The following is a 25,748-nucleotide window of genomic DNA, read 5'->3' as shown; positions in this document are numbered from 1 at the left end:
CTATAGCTTTCTTACCTGTTGTTTAAACTGATTTCCCCTGTCCTCATAATTTTTAAATCTGTCGAAGCTTGCGCATGCCGGAGATAACAACACAGTATCACCTTTTTTGGCCAGGAAATACGACATTTTCACTGCATCCTCCATTGACTCAGCTTCCACAAACGTGTCCACAACTTCGCCAAACTGCTCCTTCAGTTTTGAATTGTCAACACCGAGGCAAACCAGCGCCCTCACTTTTCCTTTAACAAGGTTGAGTAGTTCCGCATAGTTGTTGCCTTTATCTGTTCCTCCGGCAATCCAAACCACCGGCGTATTCAAACATTCCAATGCATACCATGTAGAGTTTACATTTGTAGCCTTAGAGTCGTTTATAAACTCAATTCCACGAACAGCAGAAACGCGTTCGAGGCGATGTTCCACGCCTTTAAAATCAGAAAGGGCCTCGCGAATCGCTTCGTTCCTGATGTTCATAACCATTGCAGACAAGCCTGCTGCCAAAGAGTTGCTGACATTGTGCCTGCCTTTAATTCCTAAACTGGTTCTTTTCATATTAAGTATTTTATCCTGGTATTTTAATGTTATGTTTTCTCCTGATTCCCATCCTCCATCATTTTTAAACGTCTTATTCAGAGAGAATGGCACTGCTTTCCCTTTTAAACCAAGCCTGTCAAGCCATTCACTTGTAACCGGATCATCCAGATTATAAATGAATATATCATTGTCTGTCTGGTTCATTGTGATACGGAACTTGCTTTTTATATAGTTCTCAAATTTATAGTCATACCTGTCAAGGTGATCCGGGGTAATATTGGTCAAAATGGCAACGTCGGGTTTAAATTTTTCGATATCATCCAACTGAAAACTTGAAAGCTCCAACACATACACATCATAATTCTTTAATGCCACCTGAAGCGCAAAACTATCACCTATATTTCCGGCCAGACCTACATTCAATCCAGCCTTTCTAAAGATTTCATAAATCAATGACGTCGTTGTAGTTTTACCATTACTGCCTGTTACACAGACAAGTTTTGCGCTACAGTACCATGATGCAAATTCAATTTCGGAAACGATTTTAATTCCTTTTTCTCTCAGCTTTTTTATCATCGGTGCTTTCTCAGGAATACCAGGACTTTTCATCACTAAATCCGCATTCAAAATAAACTCCTCTGTATGCTGTCCTTCTTCAACCGGAATCTGGTATTGCCCTAAAAGGTTTTTATATTTTTCAGCCACAGCTGCCATATCAGACACGAATACATCGTATCCTTTCAGCTTCCCAAGTACAGCTGTACCTGCTCCGCTCTCACCTGCTCCCAATATGACCAGCCTTTCTTTTTGCATTACCGCATTTTAAGCGTTACTATTGATATAACCGCCAGAAATATTCCGATGATCCAAAAACGAATTACAATTTTTGGTTCAGGAAACCCCTTTTTCTGAAAATGATGGTGCAACGGTGACATCAGGAAAATTCGTCGTCCCTCACCATATTTTCTTTTGGTATGTTTGAACCAGGACACCTGTAATACCACTGATAAATTTTCCACAATAAAAACTCCGCAAAGGATAGGAATCAACAACTCTTTATGAATAATCACTGCTATTACTGCTATAATTCCTCCCAGAGTCAGGCTTCCCGTATCTCCCATAAAGACCTGTGCCGGAAACGAGTTGTACCACAAAAAGCCAACAGTTGCACCAATAAATGCCGCCATGAATACCACCAGTTCCTGAATTTGCGGGATATACATAATGTTGAGGTAGCTGGCAAAACCAACGTGGCCGGATACATACGCGAGTATTCCAAGGGTTGCCCCGATAATGGACGAGGAACCCGTTGCAAGGCCATCGAGCCCATCGGTGAGATTTGCTCCGTTTGAAATGGCTGTTACAATAAATATTGTGATCAGCACAAATAATATCCATGCCCACTTTTGTGCATTTTCGCCCAAAAAGAAAAGCAGATCGGCATAATCGAGGTTATTGTTTTTTACAAATGGTATGGTTGTTTTTGTCGATTTAATATCCTGCTGAACATATTCCACAACTTCGCCACTGCTGTCTCTCACCGGAATCTTTTCGCGAATAGTCACATCATCGCTAAGGTAAAGGGTCAGGCCGACAATAAGGCCTAACCCAATCTGTCCAATCACCTTAAATTTTCCAGCCAGCCCTTCTTTATTCTTCTTTACCACTTTTATATAGTCATCCAAAAACCCAATGCTGCCCAGCCAAACGGTTGTAATAAGCATTAGGATGATGTATATATTATCCAGCTTGGCGAACAATAATGCCGGAACCAGAATTCCCATTAAAATTATCAGCCCTCCCATGGTAGGTGTACCCTGTTTCTGCATCTGGCCTTCCAGACCCAAATCGCGGACCGTCTCTCCGATCTGTTGACGCTGCAACATATAAATAATCTTTTTACCAAAGATTGTCGTTAACAGCAACGAGGTGATGATTGCCGCTGCCGACCGGAATGAAATGTATTGAAACACTCCGGCACCGGGAACATCAAGACTGTTGAGATAATCGAATAAATAATAGAGCATTATGGTCTTTGTTTAAAATATTTTTCCACTATTTCCTTGTCATCAAAATGACTTTTTACGCCTTTTACATCCTGGTAAGTTTCATGGCCTTTCCCTGCAACCAAAATCACATCACCGGGACCTGCCAGCATAATTGCGGTATGAATGGCCTGTTCACGATTTGTGATTTTCAGCACTTTACCCTTGGCATCTTCAGGAATACCTGCGTACATATCTTCAATAATCGTTTCCGGCTCCTCGAACCTTGGATTATCTGATGTCAGAATAACTTTTTCACTTCTGGCTACTGAAGCCTCTGCCATAAGCGGACGTTTCCCTTTATCGCGGTTTCCTCCCGCACCAACTACGGTTATTAGACTACCTTCTCCCCGACGGATTACATTGATTGTATCTAGCACATTGATCAACGCATCAGGTGTATGGGCATAATCCACAATGGCAGCCACATCGTCTTTGGATTTCATTGTTTCAAACCGGCCTGCCACAGGTTTCAGCTTGCTCATTTCGACCAACACATCAGCTGGTTCCTCGTCCAGCAATACTGCTGCTGAATAAACTGCCAGTAGGTTCATGGCATTAAAATCGCCGGTAAAAGACACCCAAACATCCTGTCCGTCCATATTCAGTTGCATGCCGTCGAAATGGCGTTCGATAATTTTCACCTTAAAATCTGCGAGGCCTTTTGAACTGTAAGATTTAATATCTGCCCTGCAATTCTGAACCATTACGCTTCCGTTTTTATCGTCGGCATTGTAAAGGGCAAACGCATTGGCTTTCAATCCATCAAAAAGTTTCTTTTTTGCGTCCCTGTAAGCTGCAAATGTTGCGTGATAATCCAGGTGATCGCGGGTAAGATTGGTAAAAATTGCTCCGTTAAAGTCCAAGCCTGCAACGCGATCCTGATCAATAGCATGCGAACTCACCTCCATAAAACAATACTCACAGTTCGCCTCCACCATATCATGCATCAATTTATTTATGGTAATCGCATCCGGAGTAGTATGCGTGGCTTCAATTTTGGTATCATCCACATAATTAACGACAGTAGAAAGTAAACCAGCTTTATATCCCAACGACTTAAACAGATTATAAAGCAGAGTAGCTATACTTGTCTTACCATTGGTTCCTGTAACACCAACCAGGGTCATCTGTTGCGAAGGATACCCGTAAAATGCCGAAATAAGTTGACCAAGTGCTTTAGATGCCGATTCAACCTGTATAAACGTGATATGGGCCGGCATTTCTTCTGGCAAAATTTCACACACAATTGCCGCAGCCTGCTTCTCAATCACCTGAGGTATATACATGTGCCCATCCGTTTGTGTACCCCTCATAGCCACAAATATGTCTCCTTCACCAACCTTTCGGGAGTCAAACTGTATTGAACCGAATATTACATCGCTGTTTCCAACTATTTTGGTTGGCCTAATATCCTGCAGTATATCCAATAGTTTTTTCATCACCTTAACCTTATATATATTGTGCTATGCCCGGTAATTCTTGATCCGGGTGAAATGGACTGTTCCACAACTCTTCCTACGCCACTCATCCGAACGCTTAAGCCAGCATTTTCAAGTAAAAAAAGTGCATCTTTGGCACCCATGCCCAATACATTCGGGACCAGTCCGTCTATAATACTTAAGGGTTTCACTTCAATATGATCACCCTTATTATAGGTATGCGCCCAGTCTCCTTCTCTGGTTTCATCCTTAATATTCACCTGCAGTTTTGAAAACAGCGTCATCAGCTCTTTCTTATTACCGTCAAGCGTTACCGGTACCTTATATTCCGGGTTGAGTTCCTTTTCCTCTTCATGCTTTTGTATATCCACGTTTTGCACATAAACTTTATCTGCAATTTCACGGAATACATTTCCGGCCAAAACATTCCCATAAAAAACACTTCTGGTCGGACTGTTTACTGTAACAATACAGGTGTATTTCGGATTATCAGCCGGAAAATAACCGCAAAAAGAGGCGTAATATTGTTTTCCACTTTCCCCAATATATCCTTTGGTTCCCTGCGCAATCTGAGCCGTTCCTGTTTTCCCTGCAATTTTATAATGTAGATTCTTAAGGTTACTAGCCGTTCCGTTATCCACGACTCCCTCCAGCATTTGTTTAACTTTTTTCAGGGTTTGCTTCGAACAAATGGAAGAGTTTAACACTTCCGTATCATACTTCTTAATCATTTCTCCGTGATAGCTTATACCTTTTACAAAGCGCGGCTTTACCATTTCGCCATCATTGGCTATGGCATTATAAAAAGCTAAGGTCTGAATAGGTGCAAGCTTAACTTCATAACCAATGGACATCCACGGTAAAGAAATCCCAGACCAGTTACTAGTTTCAGGGTAGGTAATATACGGCTGGGCCTCACCTGCTATCCCAATATCAAGTTTCTGATCCAACCGCATTTCCAGCAATCTGTCCACAAACCGTTTCGGATCATTTTTATAATTATAATATATAATTTTAGACACCCCGATGTTTGATGATTTCTCAAATACATCAAGCACAGAAATACGCCCATAGCCCTCCTCATGGCTGTCGCGCATCGGAATACCATAGTAATAATACACACCATGTTCTGTGTCAACTGTATCAGTCAGATCAATCACACCGTCCTCAAGAGCAACAATCAAAGAAGCCAGTTTAAAAGTTGAACCAGGTTCCGTTGCCTCACCAATGGCAAAATTGTAAGTCTCACTATAGCTTCCATCTGATGTCCGTTCGAGATTCGCAATCGCTTTAATATCCCCTGTTTTCACTTCCATCAAAATGGCACTCCCGTGATGTGCCGCATTTTTCTGCAATTGTGCATACAATGCTGTTTCAGCAACATCCTGAAGATCAATATCAATTGTAGTCACCACATCCTTTCCATCGGTGGGCTCAACCACATTCACCTTCATTCTTTTGCCAGATATTGTTTTTGTAAGGCTTACACCTTCTTCACCTTCAAGCACATCGTTATAAGCATTTTCAAGCCCCACAATTCCCCTTGTTTTTTCGTAATTCAACTTACCGATTGTTCGCGCGGCCAGTTCGCCAAAGGGCAGTTTACGAGTATCGTACTGTGTGGCAATAAACCCACCCTTGTTTTGACCCAAACGAAAAATAGAGAACTTTTCAATTTTTTGCAGTTCAGTAAAACTGACTCTTCTTCGGTTAATCCTGAAATAACGATTTCCACTTTCAAAACCGCTGATCAGCCTCTTCTTATAATCATGTTTAGAAGCATCCCTAAAAAAGCCAGATAACTGATAAGCCAGGCTATCCACATGTTGCATAAAATATTTATAGGTCAACCCATCAGCTCTAAAATCCATATGAATACTGTAATTGGGAATTGAACTGGCAAGCATACGTCCGTCGCAAGCCAGAATGTCTCCCCGGTTGGCAGGAACCGCAATCTGTTTTGAGTTTTCTCCCACCTGTAGTTTCTTCCACTTATCTCCCTCTACAAACTGCAACTGCAAAATACGTCCAACAATAGCAAAAGCCAGCAGCAATACCATTATATATACTACTACTATTTTGCGTACTATTTCTTTTTTTATGGACATATCAGATTAATACTTATTTATCCACAACCAGTTTTTTTGCCGGTTCTCTCGACTCTTCAAGATCCAGACCTTTTTCTTTCACCATTTTTGACACTTCCGACATCCGGCTCAGGCTCATCAACTCCGATGCTGTTGTGATGGATTCAAACCGTAACTCTTTAAGCTCTTTTTCAATTTCAACAATTCCCCGGATTGTTTTCTCACAGCTATACCGGTTCCCGATGTAAAAAAAGATTAGTATGGTAACGTATATAATAAACCCCAGGTTCCTCACCACCCACTCACGCGTTTTCTTTCCGTCGAGAATATCTTTAATGGAACTTGTTGAAAATTCCGGTTCCTCGTTTTGTCTTTTCTTTTTCGACCCTAAATTCAGTATTCCCATATCCAATTTCTTCTTAACTTTTTTCCGCAATTCTGAGTTTTGCACTTCGTGATCTCGGATTCATTTCCAGTTCAGTATCATCCGGAACAATAACCTTTTTATTAACCAGCGAAAATGGTGAAATGAAATTTCCATAGAAATCTTTTTCAATATCACCTGTAAAATTTCCACTTTTAAAAAAATTTTTCACCAGCCGGTCTTCCAGAGAATGATAGGTTATCACGCTTAGTCTGCCACCAGACTTCAGCAATTCACCAGCCTGTTCCAGCATTTCTTTCAGTGCTTTCATTTCTCCATTAACTTCAATCCGTAAAGCCTGAAAAGTTTGTGACAAATACTTCATCTCCTGCTTTTTACCAGTACACGACTGAGCAATTTCTTTTAGTTGTGTTGTTGTTTCAATTTTCCCTGCATTTCTTGCCGCAACGATCCGTGAAGCCAGCAATCTGGCATTCCTGATCTCTCCAAAGTAATAAAACAAGTCAGCCAGAGCACCTTCCTCGTATGAGTTGATTACATCGTACGCTGACAAAGCTGAAGCCTGATTCATACGCATGTCCAACTTACTGTTGAACCGGAACGAAAACCCGCGGTCCTCCGCATCAAAATGATGTGATGACACACCCAGATCAGCCAAAACGCCATCTAACTTATCAACTTTATAATAGCGCATAAATTGCTTTAAAAAGCGAAAGTTTCCTTTAACAAACGTGAATTGTGAATTTTCAGGAATATTGTTGAGTGTATCTTCATCCTGATCAAAACCAAAGAGGCTGCCTTTTTTAAGATGACTGAGTATTTCGCCCGAATGCCCTCCACCGCCGAATGTTACATCGACATAAATCCCCTCAGGTTTGATATTCAATCCCGCAACGCTTTGTTTCAGCATAACCGGCAAGTGATACTCGGGCATTAATTTTATATTTTTACTGATCTACATTTTCTAAATTCTCGTTCCCTAAAATCTCTTCTGCAAGTGCTGCAAATTCACCATCATCCATCTGATTACCATCATACGTCGCTTTATCCCAAACCTCAATAACCTTATCCATCCCCGCCAGCACAATTTCCTTATCCAAAGCCAGCATATCATACAACTTCTTAGGAATTAAAACCCTGCCGGTTTTATCCATTTCAACCTCGGCAGTATCTCTGAAAAATTGTGCTTTAAACTTTTTATGGTTCCTGTTATAATCATTCAGTTTTTTTCGAAGAACAGCAACCTGTACCTCCCACTCTTTTATGGGAATTAAAACCAGACAATTCTGAAACACATCTTTGCGAAACACAAACCGCTCCCCTTCATCTTTTTCAAGAAGTTTTCTGAATGCCGAAGGAACAGCTATACGCCCCTTGGAATCAGCTTTTACGGTATAATCTCCCACAAAAGACATATATAGATTTTAATTCCTGCTAAAATACGAATATTTTCCCCACTTTACCCCACCATACCCCACTTTTTTTAACAAATTGTAAACATATGTTAATAACTTTTCCCACTATTTATCATGGATTTAATACATTTCCGGTTATCCCTATAATTAACACCAGCCAGCAACGTCAAAAAACCTTTAACGGCTATACAGAAATAAAAAAAATATTAACTTTGCACGTTTAAATTCAGGATAAACACAAGGGTAAGATGAATATTGAACCTTTAGAAATTGACATTAAGAAGGTTTTTGAAGACAAAAGTCCGGGACTGGCAAGAAAGATACCAGGGTTCATTATCAACTATCTCAAGCGCATTATCCATCAGGATGAAATCAATGTATTTCTTGCGCAACACGGACACAAAACCGGTAAGGATTTTACGGAAGCCATTCTTGGCTTACTAAGCTTGAAAGTCAATGTAAAGGGCATAAATGAAATTCCATTACATGCACGATATACATTTGCTTCCAACCATCCACTGGGAGGCTTGGACGGGATTGCGCTCCTGGATCAGATAAAAGGAAAATTCGGTGATGTAAAAATTCTGGCCAATGATATCCTGATGAACATCAAAAATCTGGATCCTTTTTTCATCCCCGTGAATAAGCATGGTGGACAGAACAAAGATTTTCTGGCTGCTATGAATGATACATACGCAAGTGATTCTCAGATTGCTGTTTTCCCTGCCGGACTTGTATCCAGGCGCTCAAGAGGCATAATCAGGGATCTTGAATGGAAAAAATCCTTTATCACAAAGACCGTAAAATATGAACGCGATGTAGTTCCGGTCCATGTAAGTGGCAGAATTTCAAATTTCTTTTACAACCTTGCAAACTTTAGAAAGTTATTAAGCGTTAAAACTAATATTGAAATGCTTTACTTGCCAAACGAAATGTTTAAATTTAAGAATAAAGAAATTACAATTACTTTCGGCAAACCTATCTCCTATAAAACTTTTACAAAAAATAAAAAACCAGCAGAATGGGCTGCTGATGTTAAAGAAAAAGTTTACGAACTTGCAAAACAAGAATGATGGAAGAAATAATTGCAAAGGTTGACAGGGAATTAATAAAGCAGGAATTAAATAATAAAACCTTCTTAAGAGATACCAACAAGGGAGGCAATCAGATTTATGTGTTTACGCACCATACATCTCCCAATATGATGAGAGAAGTTGGCCGGTTACGCGAAATTTCCTTCCGGAATGCTGGTGGCGGCACAGGTAAATCCTCCGACATAGATAAATACGATCTTCAGGAAAATCCATACCGGCAATTGATCGTCTGGGATCCTGAAGCAGAGGAAATACTTGGAGGATATCGATATATGCTCGGTGCAGATATTCCAAGAGATGAAAACGGGAACGTACTAATAGCTACAGCCAGACTTTTTAATTATACTGAGAAATTCATTGATAATTATCTGCCTTATACCATTGAATTAGGCCGCTCATTTGTACAACCGGATTACCAAACATCTAAAGCGGGAGCAAAAGCACTTTTTGCACTGGATAATCTTTGGGACGGCCTTGGAGCTTTATGCGTGGATCATCCTGAAATTAAGTACTTCTTTGGCAAGGTAACTATGTATCCACATTTTAATACCGAAGCAAGGGACATGATTCTTTCTTTCATGCAAAAACATTTTCCTGATCCTGAAGATATGATTAAACCGTTTAAACCTCTAAAGATTGAATTAACAGAGGAAGAGACCAATCGTTTATTTTCCACAGGAAATTACAAAGAAGACTATAAAATCCTGAATGCAGAAGTCAGAAAAAGAGGTGTAAATATTCCACCTTTAGTTAACGCTTACATGAACCTTTCACCAACAATGAAAACATTTGGCACGGCTATAAATGATGTTTTCGGAGACGTAGAGGAAACTGGCATCATGATTACCATTGCTGATATATTTGACGATAAGAAAAAACGATATATCGAAAGCTATGTCCTGGAATCGGATTCAAAGGCAAACATTGAGTTCAAATGAAGGTCGGCATCCTGATGCACTGCATTGAGATGCTAAACATTCCTTTCTGCTTTAATTTTTTTAAGGGTGCGCTGAATTCCTTTATATCCGGCACGCATTAATGGCGTTCCTGCAAATGATCGGTTAAAATCCTGTTCGTTATATTCAGACCATCTGTCTATTGTGAGTTTCATTAAATCATTTCGTGGATTAAAATCCGGTTCTGTTGTTGGCTTACTCTTTTTATTCCATGGACACACATCCTGACAGATGTCACACCCAAAGACTCTGTTATACATACTATCGACTTCCCAAATTTCTTCATCTTTTTTTTCTATGGTAAGGTAAGACAAACATTTCTCCGAGTTAATAACACCAGGAGCAACAATAGCTTTTGTCGGACAAGCATCAATACACTTCATACAGCTTCCACAGGCCATCACTGCAGGCTTGCCATATTCAAGTTCAGCATCAATAATCAGCTCACCCATCACAAAATAAGAACCTGATCGGGGATGAATCAAACACCCATTTTTACCGATCCAGCCCATTCCTGAAATTTCACCCCACGGCTTTTCCATCACAGGTGCCGAATCGACAAATGCCCTTCCACTTATCCCATACTCCGCAACTAGCTGATTCAGAACTCGAAGCAGTTTTTTCTTTAAAACCTTATGATAATCTCTGCCATAGGCGTATTTAGCAATCTGTGGAATTTCCTCCGGCTGTTTGTTTTCCGGGTAATAATTCATAATAGCCACAACAACCGACTTAGCCCCAGGAACAAGTACTGCCGGATCAACACGCTTGTCCTTATAATTTTCCATAAAAGACATCTCCGCATGGTAATCCTTTTCAAGCCATTGAGTAAAAGACGGAATATATTCATCCAGTTTTCGAACCCGCGCAAATGTAACGTCAGTAAATCCCTGTTCAAGGATCAATAATTTTATATGTTCAGTCAGAATTTCCGGAGACTTATCTGTCATTTAAGAATTTCGTTTAACTTTTTCTCCAACTCAATCGGATCATTGTATTTGCCCACAATTTCACCCTTCTTATTAATAAGGTAATTCGTTGGAACTTCCTGCACATTATACATCCAGACAGCTTTTGAACTTGCACCTTTGAAATCACATAATGAAATCCAGTTTATGTTATCATCATCAAGAGCTACTTCCCATAAAACTTTGCTTTTATCCAACGAACACTGATAAATTTCAAGTCCTCTTTTTTTGTATTTATTATAAATAGATTTCAGGATTCTGTTGTTTACGCGTGAATCCTGATTCGTTGAAGCCCAATAGTTAAGGATTACTGTTCTCCCTTTCAAACTACTTAGTTTTACGGTGTCTCCATTAATATCAGGCATTTCTATATCGGGTAAACCCTGCGAAGCTTCCTCAAGCATTTTTGTAAATCTTTCCTGTCGCTGAACCCGGATTGCATCTTCAACTTTTACATATAATGCTTTGGTTCTTGGCGCATTAGGGTAATAAATGTTTAAGGAAGTTGCCAGAGCTCCGAAATACTTGAAATCATTTTTATCGTACGGATTAAATAAGGCGTATGTGTCATCAAGCCGCTGATAAAGCACATAATACCCAAAGAAAGAACGCGGATCTTCCATCACCATCTGACCTGCTTCCTTTTTATATGTATTAATTTCATCAATAATATTATTTACAATCTGCTCCTTTTCGGTTTGATCCGAAGTTGCATCCCATGCTTTACGGTAATTTTGATACCCTATCCTTAAGGTGCGTAATTTCCTATCCAATTCCAGTATTTTCTTACTCTCGTCGCTACCGGATATTTCTGCATTTTCGAGTATATCGGGATATTCAGAGTTAACCGTAATATGTTCAGCAGAATCTGCCAGTATGGTAACTGTTTCCTTCGGCCCGAATTGCAAAAAATAAAATTCAGGATATTCAGGAGAGGGCAATGAGAACTTAAATTTTCCATTAGATTTTAACTTTACTGAATCCAACAACTCCATTTTTTGCGATCCAAGCATTTTCAGGTAGACAAATTCATGTTGCGCATTATCTAACTTACCATCAATCAGTAAACCTTTAGGTTTATTGTTACAGGAAATGGCTACAATAGTTAAGAAAAGAATATAAAACGTCTTTTTCATTTTAATATAATTGGGTTAAGATCAGATTACAAATATAATATGATTTACACTACATATTCTAAAATCTACAATTGTATTAAAAAACACGTAATTTAGTTTTAATCTAACATCTGATTCCCGATATTCATTTCATTTTTTAACTATATTTGCCCCTCAGTTTACGAAAAAGAACAAATATTAATAATTTAAAATCTATTTATTATGACAACATTTTTCTGGTTGATTCCCCTGTCAGCTGTAGTTGCTCTGGTTTTTGCATGGATATTTTTCAAGTCTATGATGAAAAACTCAGAGGGTACACCTAGAATGAAGGAAATCGCTCAGCATGTTAGAGAAGGAGCCATGGCGTACTTGAAAAGACAGTACAAAGTCGTTGGAATCGTCTTTATTATTCTTGTTATTTTACTCGCCGTAATGGCATATTTCAAGGTACAAAACCCATTCGTACCAATTGCGTTCCTTACAGGCGGTATATTCTCCGGGTTATGTGGATTTCTCGGAATGAAAACAGCAACTTTTGCTTCCGCAAGAACAGCACACGGAGCTTCTCAATCCCTGAATAAAGGATTAAAGGTTGCTTTCCGAAGCGGTGCCGTAATGGGACTAATTGTTGTAGGTTTTGCATTGCTCGATATTGCTGCCTGGTTCTGGGTTTTAAACTCCTTTGTTTTTACACCTGAACACATGCAGGCAGGTTTACATTTTGCCGGTTTAACATTAGTACACCCAGGAACTTCTGAGACACAGAAACTTGTGGAAATTACGGCGACTATGTTAACATTTGGTATGGGTGCCTCAACACAGGCATTGTTTGCACGTGTTGGCGGAGGTATTTATACAAAAGCAGCTGACGTAGGTGCCGACCTCGTTGGTAAAGTGGAAGCAGGTATTCCTGAAGACGACCCACGAAACCCTGCAACTATTGCAGATAACGTAGGTGACAATGTTGGTGACGTGGCCGGTATGGGTGCAGACCTTTACGAAAGTTATGCAGGTTCAATCCTTGCTACGGCAGCACTTGGAGCTGCTCTGCCCGCAGTAGTACTGAAAGATTCCGGTCTTGATCCTGTAAAAGCAGTTACTGCTCCAATGTTTGTTGCAGCAATAGGTATCATACTATCTATTATAGGTATATTTCTGGTCAGAACCAAAGAGTCAGCTACACAAAAAAACTTACTGAATGCACTCCTTTTGGGTACCGGAGGCAGTTCATTACTTATCCTGATGGCATTGGCAGGCATGGCAGCAACAGGTTGGATAACCTGGGGAGTTTTCGGGTCAGTAGTAATCGGACTGGCAGCCGGTGTTATCATTGGTCAGGCTACAGAACATTACACTTCTGATGAATATAAACCTACAAAAGGAATTGCAAAACAGGCACAGCAGGGACCTGCTACAACCATTATTGATGGACTTGCCGTTGGTATGTATTCTACATGGATTCCGGTTGTGACAATTGTACTTGGCATTCTGGGTGCTTTTTACAGTGCCGGCGGAAGTACATATTTTTCAATGGGTGTATACGGAATTGGATTTGCAGCTGTAGGGATGCTTTCTACTCTGGGAATTACTCTGGCAACAGATGCATTCGGCCCTATTGCAGATAATGCAGGTGGTAATGCAGAAATGAGTGAATTACCTAAAGAGGTAAGGGAAAGAACTGATGCACTTGACATGCTTGGAAATACAACCGCTGCTACTGGTAAAGGTTTTGCTATTGGATCTGCTGCATTAACAGCCATGGCTCTTATTTCAGCCTATATGGAAGAGGTAAGATTGTGGTTTGATAAAATTGCAAAAGCGGGTGAAGGATTCGTAAGTAAAGGTTCATATGTCTTTTATCATGATGTGGCACCGGCAGTGGCGGATGGCATTAAGGCGGTAAGCATATCAGGAGCTTCCGTAAAGGACTTTTCAGCTGCTTATGATATCACACTTTTCAACCCACTTTTTCTCGGTGGACTTTTTATCGGTTCCATGATGGCATTTTTATTCAGTGCCATGACGATGAAAGCTGTAGGACGTGCTGCAGGAGCAATGGTTGATGAAGTTCGCCGTCAGTTCCGCGAGATTAAAGGAATTCTGGAAGGCAAAGCTACACCTGAATACGCTAAATGTGTGGAAATTTCGACTAAAGGAGCTCAAAGAGAAATGCTGCTGCCTTCTATGGTGGCAATCATAGTTCCTGTTGTAGTAGGTGCTTCCATGGGTGTTGCTGGCGTAATTGGATTACTGGCCGGAGGTCTTACGGCAGGATTTACACTTGCAGTTTTTATGAACAATGCAGGTGGTGCATGGGACAACGCCAAAAAATTTATTGAAAAAGGAAATTACGGAGGAAAAGGAAGTGAAGCTCACAAAGCAGGTGTCGTTGGCGATACTGTTGGTGATCCTTTCAAAGATACTGCAGGCCCAAGCCTTAATATCCTTATTAAATTAATGACCATGGTTTCTGTTGTTATGGCAGGCGTAACCGTAACTCTAAGTTTATTGTAAAACATTTAACATAAATATAGTTGCAAAGAGGCTGTCAACAGACAGCCTCTTTTTGCTTCCTGGTTAACAGATTGTATCCCATTAATATTTAAAACCTTACCTACCCTATTTTAAGTTAAAGGGTAAAATTACCCAAGCTACCTCCAAGGGTTTCTTTCTGTTTATGGCATAATTTTTCATATTTTTGTTTAACCAAAACACCATAGTTTTAATGAAACAGAAATTACAATTACTGTTTTTGGGTTTGGTTTTAATTCAGTTGTCCAGCGCAGAAAATAATCCTTTGGTAAGCATTGTACCCTTTACAATTAGTCAGAACGGACAAATAATTATTAAAGCTTGCTTAAACAATAAAGAATTTCCTGCCAGATTCTGTGTTGAAACCAACGGGAAAAATCTTCTACGATCTGATCAGGAAGATCAGTTAAACTATTATAACATCCATTCGGATGTAGAAGTCACCAATATTGACACTATGGCAATTGGCTCATGCCATTTTTTAAACTGCAGTTTCAGAATAGCCAACAAACTTGAAAAAAGAGGTGAATATGCCTTCCCTGATTCCATTCTGGGTACTATTGGTCCGGAATTATTTAAGGACAAAATCCTGCAAATTGATTATGCCCAAAAAGTGATTAAAATTTCAACCTCCTTAGATGCACTAAACATACCCGATAGTGCTTTTAAAATTGAGTTTCGTGACGACAGAAAATCAGCAGGTATTAATCTGGAGCTTCAAACCAAAGATTTCGGGTCCTACGATATAGCGGTAGACACAAGATCTCCTTTGGGCATACATTTATTTTATTCTGATCTTTCATCTTCTCAACGCAAAAAACACAAAGATAATTTCAAGCATTGTGCAGTCAAACTGGATGGAGTCCACAATAAGACATTTGTATATTATGAACCTGAGATAATGAGCCTTGACAAGCTAATTCAGATTAATAATCAGCCTGTCTGGTTCTCTGATTTTATTCCAAACAGTATCGGGAATGCGTTTTTAAATCAGTTCATAATTACTCTGGATTTCAAAGAACATATGCTTTACCTTGAACCAATTACCTACAAAGGGAAACAGATGCTTTCTCCTTTGTAAAAAACCGCCTAAAAACACGTCATGATTTTCGGTCTTTTCTTTGATAATAAGAAAATATAGTTTACTTTTGCAGTCCGATTATCATCCGCTAAAAAGCAACTGTCTGTAGTACAGACAAATAAACAATCGAACCAGCATTTTTAGATGCTTTTTGTGGTTCATAAACTTTAAAATTGAAAAAAGTGGATACATTAAGTTTTAAAACTGTTTCGGCAAATAAAGCGACTGCTAACAAGGAATGGGTTGTTATTGATGCAACAGACGCTGTATTGGGCCGTTTATCATCAATGGTTGCCAAAATATTGCGTGGCAAACTAAAACCTGAATTCACACCTCATGTTGATTGTGGGGATAATGTGATAATTATTAACGCTGAAAAAATTGTACTTACAGGTAATAAATGGGATCAGCGTCAGCACGTAAGCCATTCAGGTTATCCAGGAGGACAGAAAATTAAATCTCCTAAGGATGTTTTTGAAAAACAACCTGAAAAGCTGATTCAGCAGGCCGTTAAAGGTATGTTACCTAAAAACCGTCTGTCTCGTGCAATCATGAAGAATTTATATGTGTATGTTGGTTCCGAGCACCCACATGAAGCTCAGAAACCAAAAGTTGTAGATTTAAAAACCCTTAAATAATTAATATGGAAGTAATTAACGCGATTGGCAGACGTAAAGCAGCAATTGCCCGTATTTACGTAAAAGAGGGTTCTGGTAAAGTTACCATCAACAAAAGGGATTTAACGGAATATTTCCCATCAAGCATTTTACAGTACATTGTTAAGCAACCGCTTCAGACTATTGAAGTAGCTGACAAATATGATGTTACTGCAAATCTTGACGGTGGAGGTTCAAAAGGACAGGCAGAGGCACTTCGCCTTGCTATTGCACGTGCATTAGTAAAGATTGACGAAGAAAGCAAACCTGCTCTGAAAGCTGAAGGATTCCTTACTCGTGATTCACGCGTTGTTGAACGTAAAAAACCGGGACGTCCAAAAGCAAGGAAGAGATTCCAGTTCTCTAAACGTTAATATTGCGTTTGTCATAGCAAGTCGTTTAGTATCTAAATTCACGGGACTTTCACCTGAAACTACCCGCGAATTGAGTTTTTAAAAAGAAGGTAAACGTTAAAAATTTAAACATGCCAAGAACAAGTTTCGAACAATTATTAGATGCCGGATGTCATTTTGGCCACTTAAAAAGAAAGTGGAATCCGGCAATGGCTCCCTATATCTTTATGGAGCGTAATGGTATTCACATTATCGACCTGCACAAGACTGTTGCAAAAGTTGATGAATCAGCCAATGCCTTAAAACAGATTGCAAAATCAGGTCGTAAAATTTTATTTGTTGCAACCAAGAAGCAGGCTAAAGATATTATTTCAAGTAAGGTTTCTACAGTCAACATGCCATATGTTACTGAACGTTGGGCCGGTGGTATGCTTACCAACTTCCCTACTATCCGTAAAGCTGTCAAAAAAATGACTTCCATTGATAAAATGGCAACCGACGGAACGTTCGCCACTCTTTCAAAAAGAGAAAAATTGCAGATTACTCGTCAGAGAGCTAAACTGGATAAAATCCTTGGAAGTATTGCTGATATGACACGTCTTCCTGCAGCACTTTTTGTAGTGGATGTAATGAAAGAACATATCGCGGTGAAAGAAGCTATCCGTTTGGGTATTCCTGTATTCGGAATTGTTGACACAAATTCAAATCCGTCAAATATTGACTTTGTTATTCCTGCAAACGATGATGCATCAAAATCAATAGAACTGATTGTAGACATCATGACGCAGGCTATCGCCGAAGGTTTACAGGAACGTAAAGCAGAGCGTGAAGCTGAAGCATCAACCAGAAAAGAAAGCAAAACTCCTGCTAAAGGTAAAAAAGCAGCTGCAAAAAAAGCTCAGCCTTTAAATGAAGATGATGACGATCAGGATGATGTAGAAGATGATGACAATTCAGAAGAAGATAACGATTAAATAAAACTTAAATAAAATGGCTATCAAAGCATCAGATGTTAGCAAGCTTCGTCAAATGACAGGCGCCGGTATGATGGATTGTAAAAATGCATTAACCGAAGCCAACGGTGATTTCGACAAAGCTGTTGAAATAATACGTAAAAAAGGTCAGTTAGTAGCAAGTAAACGTGCAGATAAAGAAGCCAGCGAAGGTTGTGTTCTTTCTGGAACCAATGGTAATTTTGCTGCTGTTGTTGCATTAAAATGTGAAACAGACTTCGTTGCCAAGAATGACAACTTTGTAGCTTTTACTCAAAGTATTCTTGATGCTGCTCTGGAAAACAAACCAGCTGACGTTGAAGCACTCAAAGCGATCAGTTTAAACGGTTCAACTATTGGCGATCAAATCGTTGAACAGATTGGGATCATTGGTGAAAAACTGGAACTGGACTACTATGATACTATAGAAGCAGAAACAGTAGTAGCATATATTCACCCTGGTAACAAGCTGGCGACAGTTGTTGGTTTGAATAAAGCCGGTATTGATGAGCTGGTTGCTAAAGATGTTGCTATGCAGGTAGCTGCTATGGCTCCAATCGCTGTTAATCGTGATGGTGTTGATCAGGCAACTATCGATAAAGAACTTGAAATTGGTCGTGAAAAAGCCCGTGAAGAAGGTAAACCGGAACAGATTCTTGACAAAATCGCTGAGGGTCGTCTGAATAAATTCTTCCAGGAAAGTACACTACTGGAACAGTCTTTCATAAAAGAAGCAAAAATAAGCGTTAAAAGCTATTTACAGAGTGTAAATAAAGACCTGACAGTTACTGATTTCAAACGTTATACATTGAACGTATAATATAACTCAAATTGTTTTATAGATAAGAGGTTCAATTAAGTTTGGACCTCTTTTTTTTTCTAATAAAATACAATCTCTTTTACCATTTCCTGATCGAACTGTTCGTTTATAGAATTTATCAGGTGCGACTTAGCCATTGACAACTCCTGCCGGGCAGCTGAAGATGTCATGGTAACGTATAATGTTTTGTTTTTAAAGTAAACCTTACTTGTATATTTAGCAAACATTGCTCCGACTATCCCTGGCCATGCATCTATCACTTCCTGTTCATCAAATCGTTTATCGAGATTGTTTTCACGCAACATATCTCTGATAATGGACTTAATATCCTGTGTATTATTTTTTCTCACGCGCTTTTGGTTTTACTGATTTCCCCACCGGACTGCACAAGATAAATAACATTCTCTTCGTTTATTTTTTCCAGTATTGTCACCAAATGATCCCGGTTGGTATCGGTTATAAATATCTGCCCGAATGTGTCTCCTGAAACCAGTTTAACAATTGCTTCCACACGGTAACTATCCAGCTTATCAAAAATATCATCCAGTAAAAGTATCGGTGAAATATTATTAACCTTACGAATGAACTCAAACTGGGCAAATTTAAGCGAAATTAAAAATGTTTTCTGCTGGCCCTGGGATCCGATTTTCTTTATCGGATATCCATCGATATAAGGCACCAGATCATCTTTGTGAATTCCCAAAGAAGTGAACCCGAGGATCAGGTCCTTTTCAAAACTGCCTTCAAGCTGCTTCAGATATTCCGGCTCATGCATATTAGACTCATATGCAATATTCACGGTCTCACGACCGATAGAGATGATATCGTGGTAATTCTGAAATACCGGAATCAACTTATCAATAAACCCCTTTCTTACTTCATAAATCAACGTTCCCCAATGTACCAATTGCTGATCCAGAATTTCGATCAGACTACGGTCGTAAGAACGGCTCTCCCTTAACTGTTTAAGCAGTGCATTACGCTGTTGTAAAACTTTGTTATACTGTATTAACGCATTCAAATAATGCCGGTCGTATTGTGATATCACACCGTCAATATAACGCCTGCGTTCATCACTACCTTCCGATATCAACCGGCTATCCGCGGGTGAAACCATCACAACCGGCAGTAATCCGATGTGTTCTGATAATTTTTGATATTCCTTCTTATTGCGTTTTACCTGCTTTTTCTGTTTGCGTTTTAATCCGCAGGAAATATTTTCTTCCTTCCCCTGGCGCTGGTAAATCCCCTGAAGCATAAAGAACCCTTCTTCATGTTTTATGCTCAGGCTGTCGGATGCATTAAAATAACTTCTGCAAAACGATAAATAGTAAATGGCATCAATCAGGTTTGTTTTACCTACTCCATTATCACCGATAAAACAGTTGATCTTGGAACAAAAGTCGAGATCGGCCTGCTCTATATTTTTAAAATTTACAACTGAAAGACGTTCTAGAAACATAAATAACCATTTGCAGGTAACAAAGATAATATTTGAAAAATCCAATCAGAAGAATAAACCAATTTATTAAAAAGAAACTCCGGCCCCAAATAACAGGTGCCCTGCAATTATGGGTGTGGTGGCATAACCATCTACAACTCCGATATGAGCATATCCGAAATTCAACTTTGCCTCTGCCGATATAAATAAATGATCCCAGACATAATATCTTTTTTGAAAAGAGCTCTGTAAACTACCACCATGAATATTATATCCTGCATTAAAAAAACCTCCCGTTTCTTCAAGTCTTTTGCCATTAACAGTGGTTTCGTCATGAGAAATAACGGGGCCAAGCCCCACTCTAAATATTCCTATTCTATTGATCCATGTATGATTCAACCAAAGCTGATTATAACCATGTGATACAGAAAAATGAGAAACCACATCATTTGTATTGATCAGATATATTTTTAGATGGTTCATTTCAAGTTCCCAACCGTGAGAATCTGTTTGATAACCGATTCTGTACGAATAATAAAAAGGCATTTCAAGAGATCTTGTCTCATATCGTGCTGTAAAAGAAGCAACTTTAGCACCTTCCTGGTAAACATTTAACGGCATAGGCAATGCTCCGGATACTCCGGGTAGAAATTCCAATGTAAAACGATGCTGCGAAAGCATATCTTCCATTAAAAAATTGCTCAATAACAGGAATATAACTGACATTACTTTTTTCATGGTTTTAAGTTAAGAAAATTTCATTTAGCAGGGGAATAATTAATTTTTAAAATTTTTTATTTCACCTAAATAATATACATTTGCGTACCGAAAAAAACAGCAATACAATGGCGAACAAACAGAATAATAAAAATCATCAGGGAGAAAATTTTGAAAACGTTGAACAGGCGTTAACCAAATCAGAAGAATTTATTGAAAGAAATCAAAAACAACTTGTAATTGGTTTATTAATCATTGTTGCTATTGTTGCAGCGGTTATGGGTTACCATCGTTTCTATCTTCAGCCACTGGAAAAAGAAGCACAAACTCAAATGTTTCTTGGGGAACAGTATTTTGCTGCCGATTCATTTAAACTGGCTCTTCAGGGTGACGGTAACTTCCTTGGATTTGAATATATTTCTGACGAATACAGCGCAACTAAATCAGGAAGTCTGGCTGCATACTATGCAGGAATTTCTTACATGCATCTGGGAGACTATCAGTCAGCAATTGATTACCTCAATAAATTTGATGGTGATGATGATCTGGTTGCTCCGGTAGCATTGGGAGCCAAAGGCGACTGCTATATGGAATTGGGAGAATATGCTGATGCTATCAGTAGTTATAAGTCTGCTGCAGATTATAACAATGAATTTACAACTCCTATTCATCTTAAAAAGTTAGGTATTGCATACGTAACTAACGGAGACAATGACAAGGCAATTCAAACATTCAATACAATAAAGGAAAAGTACAGTAAAAGTGCTGAAGCCAGAGATGTTGAGAAGTATATTGCATTGATAAAATAATTGGGAAAACAAAACTAACATGGTTAAGGCTGGCTTATTAAGCCGGCCTTAATTGTCTTAAACAGATACATTATGGCAACCAGTTTAAAAAATCTTTCGGATTACGACATAACCTCAGTTCCTGATGCTTCACCTTATAAGTTTGGCATTGTGGTTTCGGAATGGAATGAACAGATTACGGGTTCACTTAAAAACGGTGCTTATGACTCTTTAATCAGGCACGGCGTAAAAGAAGAAAACATTCTGGTTAAATATGTTCCCGGAAGTTTTGAATTAACGCACGGGGCAAAAGTTATGCTGGACAAAACCGATGTGGATGCAGTAATATGTCTTGGTTGTGTTATTAAAGGCGATACGCCTCATTTTGATTATGTTTGCCAGGGTGTTACCCAGGGTATTGCTCATTTGAATGTAAAGTATGATGCTCCGGTAATTTTTGGCATTCTTACAACTGACAACCTTCAGCAGGCTCTGGATCGTGCCGGCGGAATTCATGGCAACAAAGGGGATGAAGGAGCTATTACAGCCATTAAGATGGTAGCCTTTTCTAAGAGTCTGGATCAGGAATAATCAGTTCTTTTGCAACGATTGCTTTAAAATCAACAGAGCTTCCGGTCCACAATTGAATAACAGATCGGCAATGCTCAGATTCGGCATAAAACCAAACTTTTCCTTAAAAACCTGGTAGTATTTTACAATCCGGTACTCAGGATCCACAACTGCCTTTTTAGGATGAATAACTTCTCTGAAATCATAGACAGAAGCTTCCTGATACGTTTCGGAATAAATATAGTCGGTATCCAAATCAAGCGCATCAAGTACAACGCGTTGCAATCCGTCATTAAAATCCAAAAGAAAGCGATACTCTTCTTCGTAGAAAGGCGCAAAGTCATCGGCATAAAACTCAAAAAACGGCGTGTTATTATATGCCGCAATTAGTGCTCTCCAGTGTTGTTGCTGCCATTTTCTACTGTTATCCAACTGAACATCTTTAACCAGAGAATTATTCCCATTTGGCCTGACAACAGGAATAGTGAGGCTCTCAGGGCCATTGCCGGTCATTATATTACAACGGTTGCGATACGTTTGCTTAATGTAACTATCGTATTTTTCAATTATTACTTTCCGGTTCAAAAATTTGGTATAATACTGAACCGGTCCGAGATAAGCCGTTGTAAGTATTGCGGATTGACCCATATCCCGAAGTTAACTATTTCATTAAAAATAATAATAAACAACCATTAAAAAGCGATTATTTATAGCTCCATCAGTTAGAGAATAAAGCCCGTCAGAAGAATCAAAACCATCAACTCCATATTCTGCCCTGGTATGTTCAAATTCCAGAATTATGCGCAAATTCCTGTAGTTACGTGCCACATGCCCAGACAACCTGTACATACTTTGTATTTCCGGCTTTAATCCCCAGCTGTAAACCGGATTTTCCTCCGATCCTGTATTAACTAACGGCTTCCTCGTTCCCATGTTCAGAAAATATCCGGCAAAACCACCAACCTGCCATACCTTTCCATAAACTGCATTAATAAAGTGGGCCGATGATTTATAATTCGTATAGGTAAAGTCTCCCGTAACATCATCTATTGCACTTACTCCGTAACCCCCTGGAATTAACAGATAGCTCGTATTTTCTCCAATAGTAGATTTAGCCTTAAGCGTAAGGTTACCGGTTTTAATTTGCCCGTAAGCCATAAAAACCATCGAGTGCTCGGTGTTCTTTGCCACATAATTATTGATTGTTGTAACCTGTGGATGGATGATTTTATAACTCATTCCTGCCCCAAGAGTACCAATCCCTTTGCTTATTTCTGCTCCTGCAAAAACTTCCGGCATCACGGCATTCCTGTGATACTGATCCGTTTTACCATCCGGCCCATAACTTAAATACTGAAACTCACTAATTCCTACAGCCGATATTGTTAGAGCCTTATATGTATAGTCATAACGGATCTGAGGACTTCTGTTAAAAGGCTGAAACGGAGCACCTGTATTGAGTGAACCTACCGTAGGATAAATCTGTCCTGCCCACATAGGATGCCAGGTTTGGCCAACTGTAAGCACTGATTTTCCCCAGTTAAATTTTACATTCGCCTGCCTTAATCTTATAATTCCTGTAAGAGAAGATGGGTGTCCTGCAAAATCTCCTTCGATGTTTGCAACAGTTTTGGCTCCCAGTAGATCGGGACCGTAAGCCTTCATCCCAACCCTGGTTCCCATCAAAACCAAATCTGCCGATTGCTGAGAATTTATCTGCTGCCCCTGCGCATCTTTTCCTGCATATAACGGGAACAGGTAAAACTGATCCGAAGCACTGTTCAACCCTTTGTAAGAATCTGTGAAAAGATCTGCCCTGATAAAACCGTAAAATTCAATTTTTTTATTGTTCTTCTCCTGCGAAAAGCTAATAAAACCAACTGTCAGAAATAAAATAATAGTAAAAAAAACGCCATTAACTTTCACCATTTCATGTTAAATTTTGAGGGCACAAAGGTGACAAAATAACCTTGATTTTTAAAACAAAAGGGACTCCAAATACCTCATAAAATTTAATTTGGAGTCCTTCTGTATAATTATATTCTAAAACCGTTTTCCCTTACTTTTCCAGCCACTTTTTTAAGGTTCGGACAGCCTTCTTCTTTTTAAAATAAGGCAGATTATTAATCCTTGCCCGATGACTTCCATGCGGTTTATATATTACCAACTGGTCCTTTCTGTCACCCTTGACATATGCAGGAGCTGACCATGGATCCCATTCCCCGTATATAAAAAGCATATTATTACCTTCCTTCTGAACCTTTTCGTTTGCCCATTCCATTGTTTTCAACCATCGCGGTTGATAGATATCTTTTAAAAAATAATCTAATAAATAGTTATGTGCATCCTTCATCACCAGATACTGTTTAAACGGTCTGGTGTCATATCCGTAATACCCTAGCTCATGAGCTGCCTGTACAAAGAAAGAGACATACTTCTCAGAGCCTTCGATAGAAAAATAATCAGGAGAACTGACCTCTACAAAATTCTTAAGGATGACAGAGTCCGGGGCATCTGTTGATGGAATCGCCTTAACAGGTTTACCCCACTGCCAAAATGCAAATGAATATTCCAGTACGCATAAATCATATACCGTATCCAGATTTGCTTTGAAGGTATAATTTTTATCCTTAACAAATTTCTCAAACATACCCATTAACCTGTCACGTCTTTTTAAGACTTCAAGTTGAAAATCACGAATTGTTTTACGGTCCTTTGAAGAACCAATTCTGTTTGCAATAAACGGTTCATGCCTTCCGTCTTCCACGCCAAAATTTACAGGTGCCACATAAGGAACCGTTACGTCAACATCATCGGGATAATATGCTTTGTACAGAATTGCTGTTTGTCCGCCTTTGCTAATGCCCGTTGCGATCCATTTACCTGTGTAAATAGTTTTAAACATCTGATTGATTACATGTTGATCCGCAGCTGCATTTTGAGTAGTAAGGTATTGCCAGTCCAATGGATCAGGCGTTGAACTTTCAAAATACCGATGTTCAATACATAACTGATTCGCATCCAAAATATCACAAAGCTCGTTTTTATATGATTTTCGCAATGCATAATTGGCGTTATAACCTTCAGTAATCATTACCATAGGATTTGTATATCCCTTATGGCAAAGAATTACGCGCTGGTTAAAAAAACCTTTTGTGGTATCACTATGATCCACAGGTTGTTTAACCTGTACCAAATATTTTTCGCTAAAAAACGGAATTACATCCAATTCCTCAACGCTGGTCACATTAGATAACTTTTCAATTTTTTCAGATAATTCAGAAGCTGAAATCCGTAGAAAAAAGGCTAATAATAAAGCCAGTAAAAGAATTTGTCGTTTCATTTGCATGTTGTTTGTCTGATAGAAGTACAAATATAACCAATAACAGAACAAATCTTTCGCATGAGTATTGGGAATCTCAGGCAAGCAGGAAACTGAAACTACATTTTAGCAGCATTCGGCTTAAAAATTAAATGCTACTGTTATAACTGCAATCCCGACACCAACAGGGTCGGGACAGTATCACCGGCGCTATTGGGCTTATCCGTCAGCTGACGGATCGGAATGGGAAGAGGTGGATTTATTAGTTTTCTATTTACTTGACAGGGTTCTGTTCCCCGTTAGATCTGACTTAAACATATAAAAAAAGCCTCCCAGATTACTCTGAAAGGCTTTTCTTTAAAATGGCGGCGACCTACTTTCCCACAATACGCAGTATCATCGGCGCTATTGGGCTTAACTTCTCTGTTCGGAATG

25 protein-coding genes and 1 rRNA gene are annotated in these 25,748 nt (G+C 39.2%); 10 read left to right on the top strand and 16 right to left on the bottom strand.

Annotation, left to right across the window (positions count from 1 at the left end; all coding sequences use genetic code 11):
* Genes murD through mraZ form a run of 7 tightly spaced genes read right to left on the bottom strand, consistent with a single transcriptional unit; the run spans nucleotide 1 to nucleotide 7,905 of the window.
* The gene (gene murD, locus ACE01N_RS13820; protein WP_380590055.1) at nucleotides 1–1,344 is read right to left on the bottom strand and encodes a UDP-N-acetylmuramoyl-L-alanine--D-glutamate ligase; all 1,344 of its coding nucleotides are present in this window, start codon (nucleotides 1,342–1,344) and stop codon (nucleotides 1–3) included.
* Complete coding sequence (gene mraY / locus ACE01N_RS13815) at nucleotides 1,344–2,558, bottom strand: phospho-N-acetylmuramoyl-pentapeptide-transferase (RefSeq protein WP_380590052.1); 1,215 nt, start codon at nucleotides 2,556–2,558, stop codon at nucleotides 1,344–1,346. Before mraY ends, murD begins: the two co-directional genes overlap by 1 nt.
* Nucleotides 2,558–4,018 carry a UDP-N-acetylmuramoyl-L-alanyl-D-glutamate--2,6-diaminopimelate ligase gene (locus tag ACE01N_RS13810; RefSeq protein ID WP_380590049.1) on the bottom strand — a complete coding sequence of 487 codons (1,461 nt, stop codon included), beginning with the start codon at nucleotides 4,016–4,018 and terminating at the stop codon, nucleotides 2,558–2,560. The genes mraY and ACE01N_RS13810 overlap by 1 nt, the downstream gene beginning before the upstream one ends.
* Entirely contained in the window at nucleotides 4,018–6,126 is a 2,109-nt protein-coding gene (locus ACE01N_RS13805; protein WP_380590046.1) for a penicillin-binding protein, read from the bottom strand. Before ACE01N_RS13805 ends, ACE01N_RS13810 begins: the two co-directional genes overlap by 1 nt.
* A 13-nt stretch (nucleotides 6,127–6,139) precedes the next feature.
* Nucleotides 6,140–6,511, bottom strand: a complete 372-nt coding sequence (locus ACE01N_RS13800; protein ID WP_375726974.1) for an FtsL-like putative cell division protein — start codon at nucleotides 6,509–6,511, stop codon at nucleotides 6,140–6,142.
* 13 nt (nucleotides 6,512–6,524) lie between these two features.
* The gene (rsmH, locus tag ACE01N_RS13795; RefSeq protein ID WP_375726973.1) at nucleotides 6,525–7,424 is read right to left on the bottom strand and encodes a 16S rRNA (cytosine(1402)-N(4))-methyltransferase RsmH; all 900 of its coding nucleotides are present in this window, start codon (nucleotides 7,422–7,424) and stop codon (nucleotides 6,525–6,527) included.
* A 13-nt stretch (nucleotides 7,425–7,437) separates the two neighbouring features.
* Nucleotides 7,438–7,905, bottom strand: coding sequence for a division/cell wall cluster transcriptional repressor MraZ (gene mraZ, locus ACE01N_RS13790; protein ID WP_380590041.1), 468 nt, complete (start codon nucleotides 7,903–7,905; stop codon nucleotides 7,438–7,440).
* A 248-nt stretch (nucleotides 7,906–8,153) separates the two neighbouring features.
* On the opposite strand from mraZ, the gene ACE01N_RS13785 reads away from it, so the two are divergent.
* Nucleotides 8,154–8,978: a lyso-glycine lipid O-acyltransferase GlsA gene (locus tag ACE01N_RS13785; RefSeq protein WP_380590038.1), complete on the top strand. Its 825-nt coding sequence runs from the start codon at nucleotides 8,154–8,156 to the stop codon at nucleotides 8,976–8,978.
* Entirely contained in the window at nucleotides 8,978–9,937 is a 960-nt protein-coding gene (locus tag ACE01N_RS13780; protein ID WP_380590035.1) for a glycine N(alpha)-acyltransferase GlsB, read from the top strand. Before ACE01N_RS13785 ends, ACE01N_RS13780 begins: the two co-directional genes overlap by 1 nt.
* 32 nt (nucleotides 9,938–9,969) lie before the next feature.
* Here the strand turns inward: ACE01N_RS13780 and queG are convergent, their stop codons facing one another.
* A complete protein-coding gene (gene queG / locus ACE01N_RS13775; protein WP_380590032.1) occupies nucleotides 9,970–10,905 on the bottom strand; it encodes a tRNA epoxyqueuosine(34) reductase QueG in 936 nt (311 codons plus the stop codon).
* Nucleotides 10,902–12,059 (bottom strand): redoxin domain-containing protein, encoded by a 1,158-nt coding sequence (locus ACE01N_RS13770; protein ID WP_380590029.1) that lies wholly within the window; start codon nucleotides 12,057–12,059, stop codon nucleotides 10,902–10,904. Before ACE01N_RS13770 ends, queG begins: the two co-directional genes overlap by 4 nt.
* 201 nt (nucleotides 12,060–12,260) lie before the next feature.
* On the opposite strand from ACE01N_RS13770, the gene ACE01N_RS13765 reads away from it, so the two are divergent.
* The 6 genes from ACE01N_RS13765 to tsf all read left to right on the top strand — a co-directional run bounded on the left by ACE01N_RS13765 (nucleotide 12,261) and on the right by tsf (nucleotide 18,475).
* Nucleotides 12,261–14,555 carry a sodium-translocating pyrophosphatase gene (locus ACE01N_RS13765; RefSeq protein ID WP_380590026.1) on the top strand — a complete coding sequence of 765 codons (2,295 nt, stop codon included), beginning with the start codon at nucleotides 12,261–12,263 and terminating at the stop codon, nucleotides 14,553–14,555.
* Between the two features lie 211 nt (nucleotides 14,556–14,766).
* On the top strand, nucleotides 14,767–15,654 hold the full coding sequence (locus ACE01N_RS13760) for a hypothetical protein (protein WP_380590023.1): 888 nt from the start codon (nucleotides 14,767–14,769) through the stop codon (nucleotides 15,652–15,654).
* A 182-nt stretch (nucleotides 15,655–15,836) separates the two neighbouring features.
* A complete protein-coding gene (rplM, locus tag ACE01N_RS13755) occupies nucleotides 15,837–16,292 on the top strand; it encodes a 50S ribosomal protein L13 (RefSeq protein WP_375727498.1) in 456 nt (151 codons plus the stop codon).
* Nucleotides 16,293–16,297: 5 nt separating this feature from the next.
* Nucleotides 16,298–16,684, top strand: a complete 387-nt coding sequence (rpsI, locus tag ACE01N_RS13750; RefSeq protein ID WP_375726965.1) for a 30S ribosomal protein S9 — start codon at nucleotides 16,298–16,300, stop codon at nucleotides 16,682–16,684.
* A 110-nt stretch (nucleotides 16,685–16,794) separates the two neighbouring features.
* Nucleotides 16,795–17,637 (top strand): 30S ribosomal protein S2, encoded by an 843-nt coding sequence (gene rpsB / locus ACE01N_RS13745; RefSeq protein WP_375726964.1) that lies wholly within the window; start codon nucleotides 16,795–16,797, stop codon nucleotides 17,635–17,637.
* Nucleotides 17,638–17,653: 16 nt separating this feature from the next.
* A complete protein-coding gene (gene tsf, locus ACE01N_RS13740) occupies nucleotides 17,654–18,475 on the top strand; it encodes a translation elongation factor Ts (protein WP_380590018.1) in 822 nt (273 codons plus the stop codon).
* A 59-nt stretch (nucleotides 18,476–18,534) separates the two neighbouring features.
* On the opposite strand, the gene ACE01N_RS13735 is transcribed toward tsf, so the two are convergent.
* The 3 genes from ACE01N_RS13735 to ACE01N_RS13725 form a co-directional block, all read right to left on the bottom strand.
* Complete coding sequence (locus ACE01N_RS13735) at nucleotides 18,535–18,825, bottom strand: DciA family protein (RefSeq protein ID WP_375726962.1); 291 nt, start codon at nucleotides 18,823–18,825, stop codon at nucleotides 18,535–18,537.
* On the bottom strand, nucleotides 18,822–19,937 hold the full coding sequence (gene recF / locus ACE01N_RS13730) for a DNA replication/repair protein RecF (RefSeq protein ID WP_380590015.1): 1,116 nt from the start codon (nucleotides 19,935–19,937) through the stop codon (nucleotides 18,822–18,824). Before recF ends, ACE01N_RS13735 begins: the two co-directional genes overlap by 4 nt.
* A 66-nt stretch (nucleotides 19,938–20,003) precedes the next feature.
* Nucleotides 20,004–20,654, bottom strand: a complete 651-nt coding sequence (locus ACE01N_RS13725; protein ID WP_380590012.1) for a hypothetical protein — start codon at nucleotides 20,652–20,654, stop codon at nucleotides 20,004–20,006.
* Between the two features lie 107 nt (nucleotides 20,655–20,761).
* On the opposite strand from ACE01N_RS13725, the gene ACE01N_RS13720 reads away from it, so the two are divergent.
* Together ACE01N_RS13720 and ribH are read left to right on the top strand one after the other, a co-directional pair.
* Nucleotides 20,762–21,442 carry a tetratricopeptide repeat protein gene (locus ACE01N_RS13720; RefSeq protein WP_375726959.1) on the top strand — a complete coding sequence of 227 codons (681 nt, stop codon included), beginning with the start codon at nucleotides 20,762–20,764 and terminating at the stop codon, nucleotides 21,440–21,442.
* A gap of 72 nt (nucleotides 21,443–21,514) precedes the next feature.
* Complete coding sequence (gene ribH, locus ACE01N_RS13715) at nucleotides 21,515–22,012, top strand: 6,7-dimethyl-8-ribityllumazine synthase (protein ID WP_380590008.1); 498 nt, start codon at nucleotides 21,515–21,517, stop codon at nucleotides 22,010–22,012.
* On the opposite strand, the gene ACE01N_RS13710 is transcribed toward ribH, so the two are convergent.
* The 4 genes from ACE01N_RS13710 to rrf form a co-directional block, all read right to left on the bottom strand.
* A complete protein-coding gene (locus tag ACE01N_RS13710; protein WP_380590005.1) occupies nucleotides 22,013–22,639 on the bottom strand; it encodes a WbqC family protein in 627 nt (208 codons plus the stop codon).
* Nucleotides 22,640–22,660: 21 nt separating this feature from the next.
* Nucleotides 22,661–23,920: a hypothetical protein gene (locus ACE01N_RS13705; RefSeq protein WP_380590002.1), complete on the bottom strand. Its 1,260-nt coding sequence runs from the start codon at nucleotides 23,918–23,920 to the stop codon at nucleotides 22,661–22,663.
* A gap of 130 nt (nucleotides 23,921–24,050) precedes the next feature.
* A complete protein-coding gene (locus ACE01N_RS13700; protein ID WP_380590000.1) occupies nucleotides 24,051–25,334 on the bottom strand; it encodes a S28 family serine protease in 1,284 nt (427 codons plus the stop codon).
* Between the two features lie 339 nt (nucleotides 25,335–25,673).
* Nucleotides 25,674–25,748 (bottom strand): 5S ribosomal RNA (gene rrf / locus ACE01N_RS20700); the annotation flags it as partial.

Origin of the sequence: Quyinboa ferrireducens, from assembly GCF_042436675.1 — a bacterium.
In the GTDB taxonomy this organism is placed as follows: Bacteria; Bacteroidota; Bacteroidia; order Bacteroidales; family UBA5342; genus JBHJHP01.
Note: the sequence above shows the minus strand (reverse complement) of the source record. Positions and strands in the feature narration are given on the sequence as shown.

What these genes read in the sequence shown, in the direction of transcription:
- murD (WP_380590055.1), bottom strand. Translation starts at nt 1,344, where the DNA reads ATGCAAAAAGAAAGGCTGGTCATATTGGGAGCAGGTGAGAGCGGAGCA.
- mraY (WP_380590052.1), bottom strand. Translation starts at nt 2,558, where the DNA reads ATGCTCTATTATTTATTCGATTATCTCAACAGTCTTGATGTTCCCGGT.
- ACE01N_RS13810 (WP_380590049.1), bottom strand. Translation starts at nt 4,018, where the DNA reads ATGAAAAAACTATTGGATATACTGCAGGATATTAGGCCAACCAAAATA.
- ACE01N_RS13805 (WP_380590046.1), bottom strand. Translation starts at nt 6,126, where the DNA reads ATGTCCATAAAAAAAGAAATAGTACGCAAAATAGTAGTAGTATATATA.
- ACE01N_RS13800 (WP_375726974.1), bottom strand. Translation starts at nt 6,511, where the DNA reads ATGGGAATACTGAATTTAGGGTCGAAAAAGAAAAGACAAAACGAGGAA.
- rsmH (WP_375726973.1), bottom strand. Translation starts at nt 7,424, where the DNA reads ATGCCCGAGTATCACTTGCCGGTTATGCTGAAACAAAGCGTTGCGGGA.
- mraZ (WP_380590041.1), bottom strand. Translation starts at nt 7,905, where the DNA reads ATGTCTTTTGTGGGAGATTATACCGTAAAAGCTGATTCCAAGGGGCGT.
- ACE01N_RS13785 (WP_380590038.1), top strand. Translation starts at nt 8,154, where the DNA reads ATGAATATTGAACCTTTAGAAATTGACATTAAGAAGGTTTTTGAAGAC.
- ACE01N_RS13780 (WP_380590035.1), top strand. Translation starts at nt 8,978, where the DNA reads ATGGAAGAAATAATTGCAAAGGTTGACAGGGAATTAATAAAGCAGGAA.
- queG (WP_380590032.1), bottom strand. Translation starts at nt 10,905, where the DNA reads ATGACAGATAAGTCTCCGGAAATTCTGACTGAACATATAAAATTATTG.
- ACE01N_RS13770 (WP_380590029.1), bottom strand. Translation starts at nt 12,059, where the DNA reads ATGAAAAAGACGTTTTATATTCTTTTCTTAACTATTGTAGCCATTTCC.
- ACE01N_RS13765 (WP_380590026.1), top strand. Translation starts at nt 12,261, where the DNA reads ATGACAACATTTTTCTGGTTGATTCCCCTGTCAGCTGTAGTTGCTCTG.
- ACE01N_RS13760 (WP_380590023.1), top strand. Translation starts at nt 14,767, where the DNA reads ATGAAACAGAAATTACAATTACTGTTTTTGGGTTTGGTTTTAATTCAG.
- rpsI (WP_375726965.1), top strand. Translation starts at nt 16,298, where the DNA reads ATGGAAGTAATTAACGCGATTGGCAGACGTAAAGCAGCAATTGCCCGT.
- rpsB (WP_375726964.1), top strand. Translation starts at nt 16,795, where the DNA reads ATGCCAAGAACAAGTTTCGAACAATTATTAGATGCCGGATGTCATTTT.
- tsf (WP_380590018.1), top strand. Translation starts at nt 17,654, where the DNA reads ATGGCTATCAAAGCATCAGATGTTAGCAAGCTTCGTCAAATGACAGGC.
- recF (WP_380590015.1), bottom strand. Translation starts at nt 19,937, where the DNA reads ATGTTTCTAGAACGTCTTTCAGTTGTAAATTTTAAAAATATAGAGCAG.
- ACE01N_RS13725 (WP_380590012.1), bottom strand. Translation starts at nt 20,654, where the DNA reads ATGAAAAAAGTAATGTCAGTTATATTCCTGTTATTGAGCAATTTTTTA.
- ACE01N_RS13720 (WP_375726959.1), top strand. Translation starts at nt 20,762, where the DNA reads ATGGCGAACAAACAGAATAATAAAAATCATCAGGGAGAAAATTTTGAA.
- ribH (WP_380590008.1), top strand. Translation starts at nt 21,515, where the DNA reads ATGGCAACCAGTTTAAAAAATCTTTCGGATTACGACATAACCTCAGTT.
- ACE01N_RS13710 (WP_380590005.1), bottom strand. Translation starts at nt 22,639, where the DNA reads ATGGGTCAATCCGCAATACTTACAACGGCTTATCTCGGACCGGTTCAG.
- ACE01N_RS13705 (WP_380590002.1), bottom strand. Translation starts at nt 23,920, where the DNA reads ATGGTGAAAGTTAATGGCGTTTTTTTTACTATTATTTTATTTCTGACA.
- ACE01N_RS13700 (WP_380590000.1), bottom strand. Translation starts at nt 25,334, where the DNA reads ATGAAACGACAAATTCTTTTACTGGCTTTATTATTAGCCTTTTTTCTA.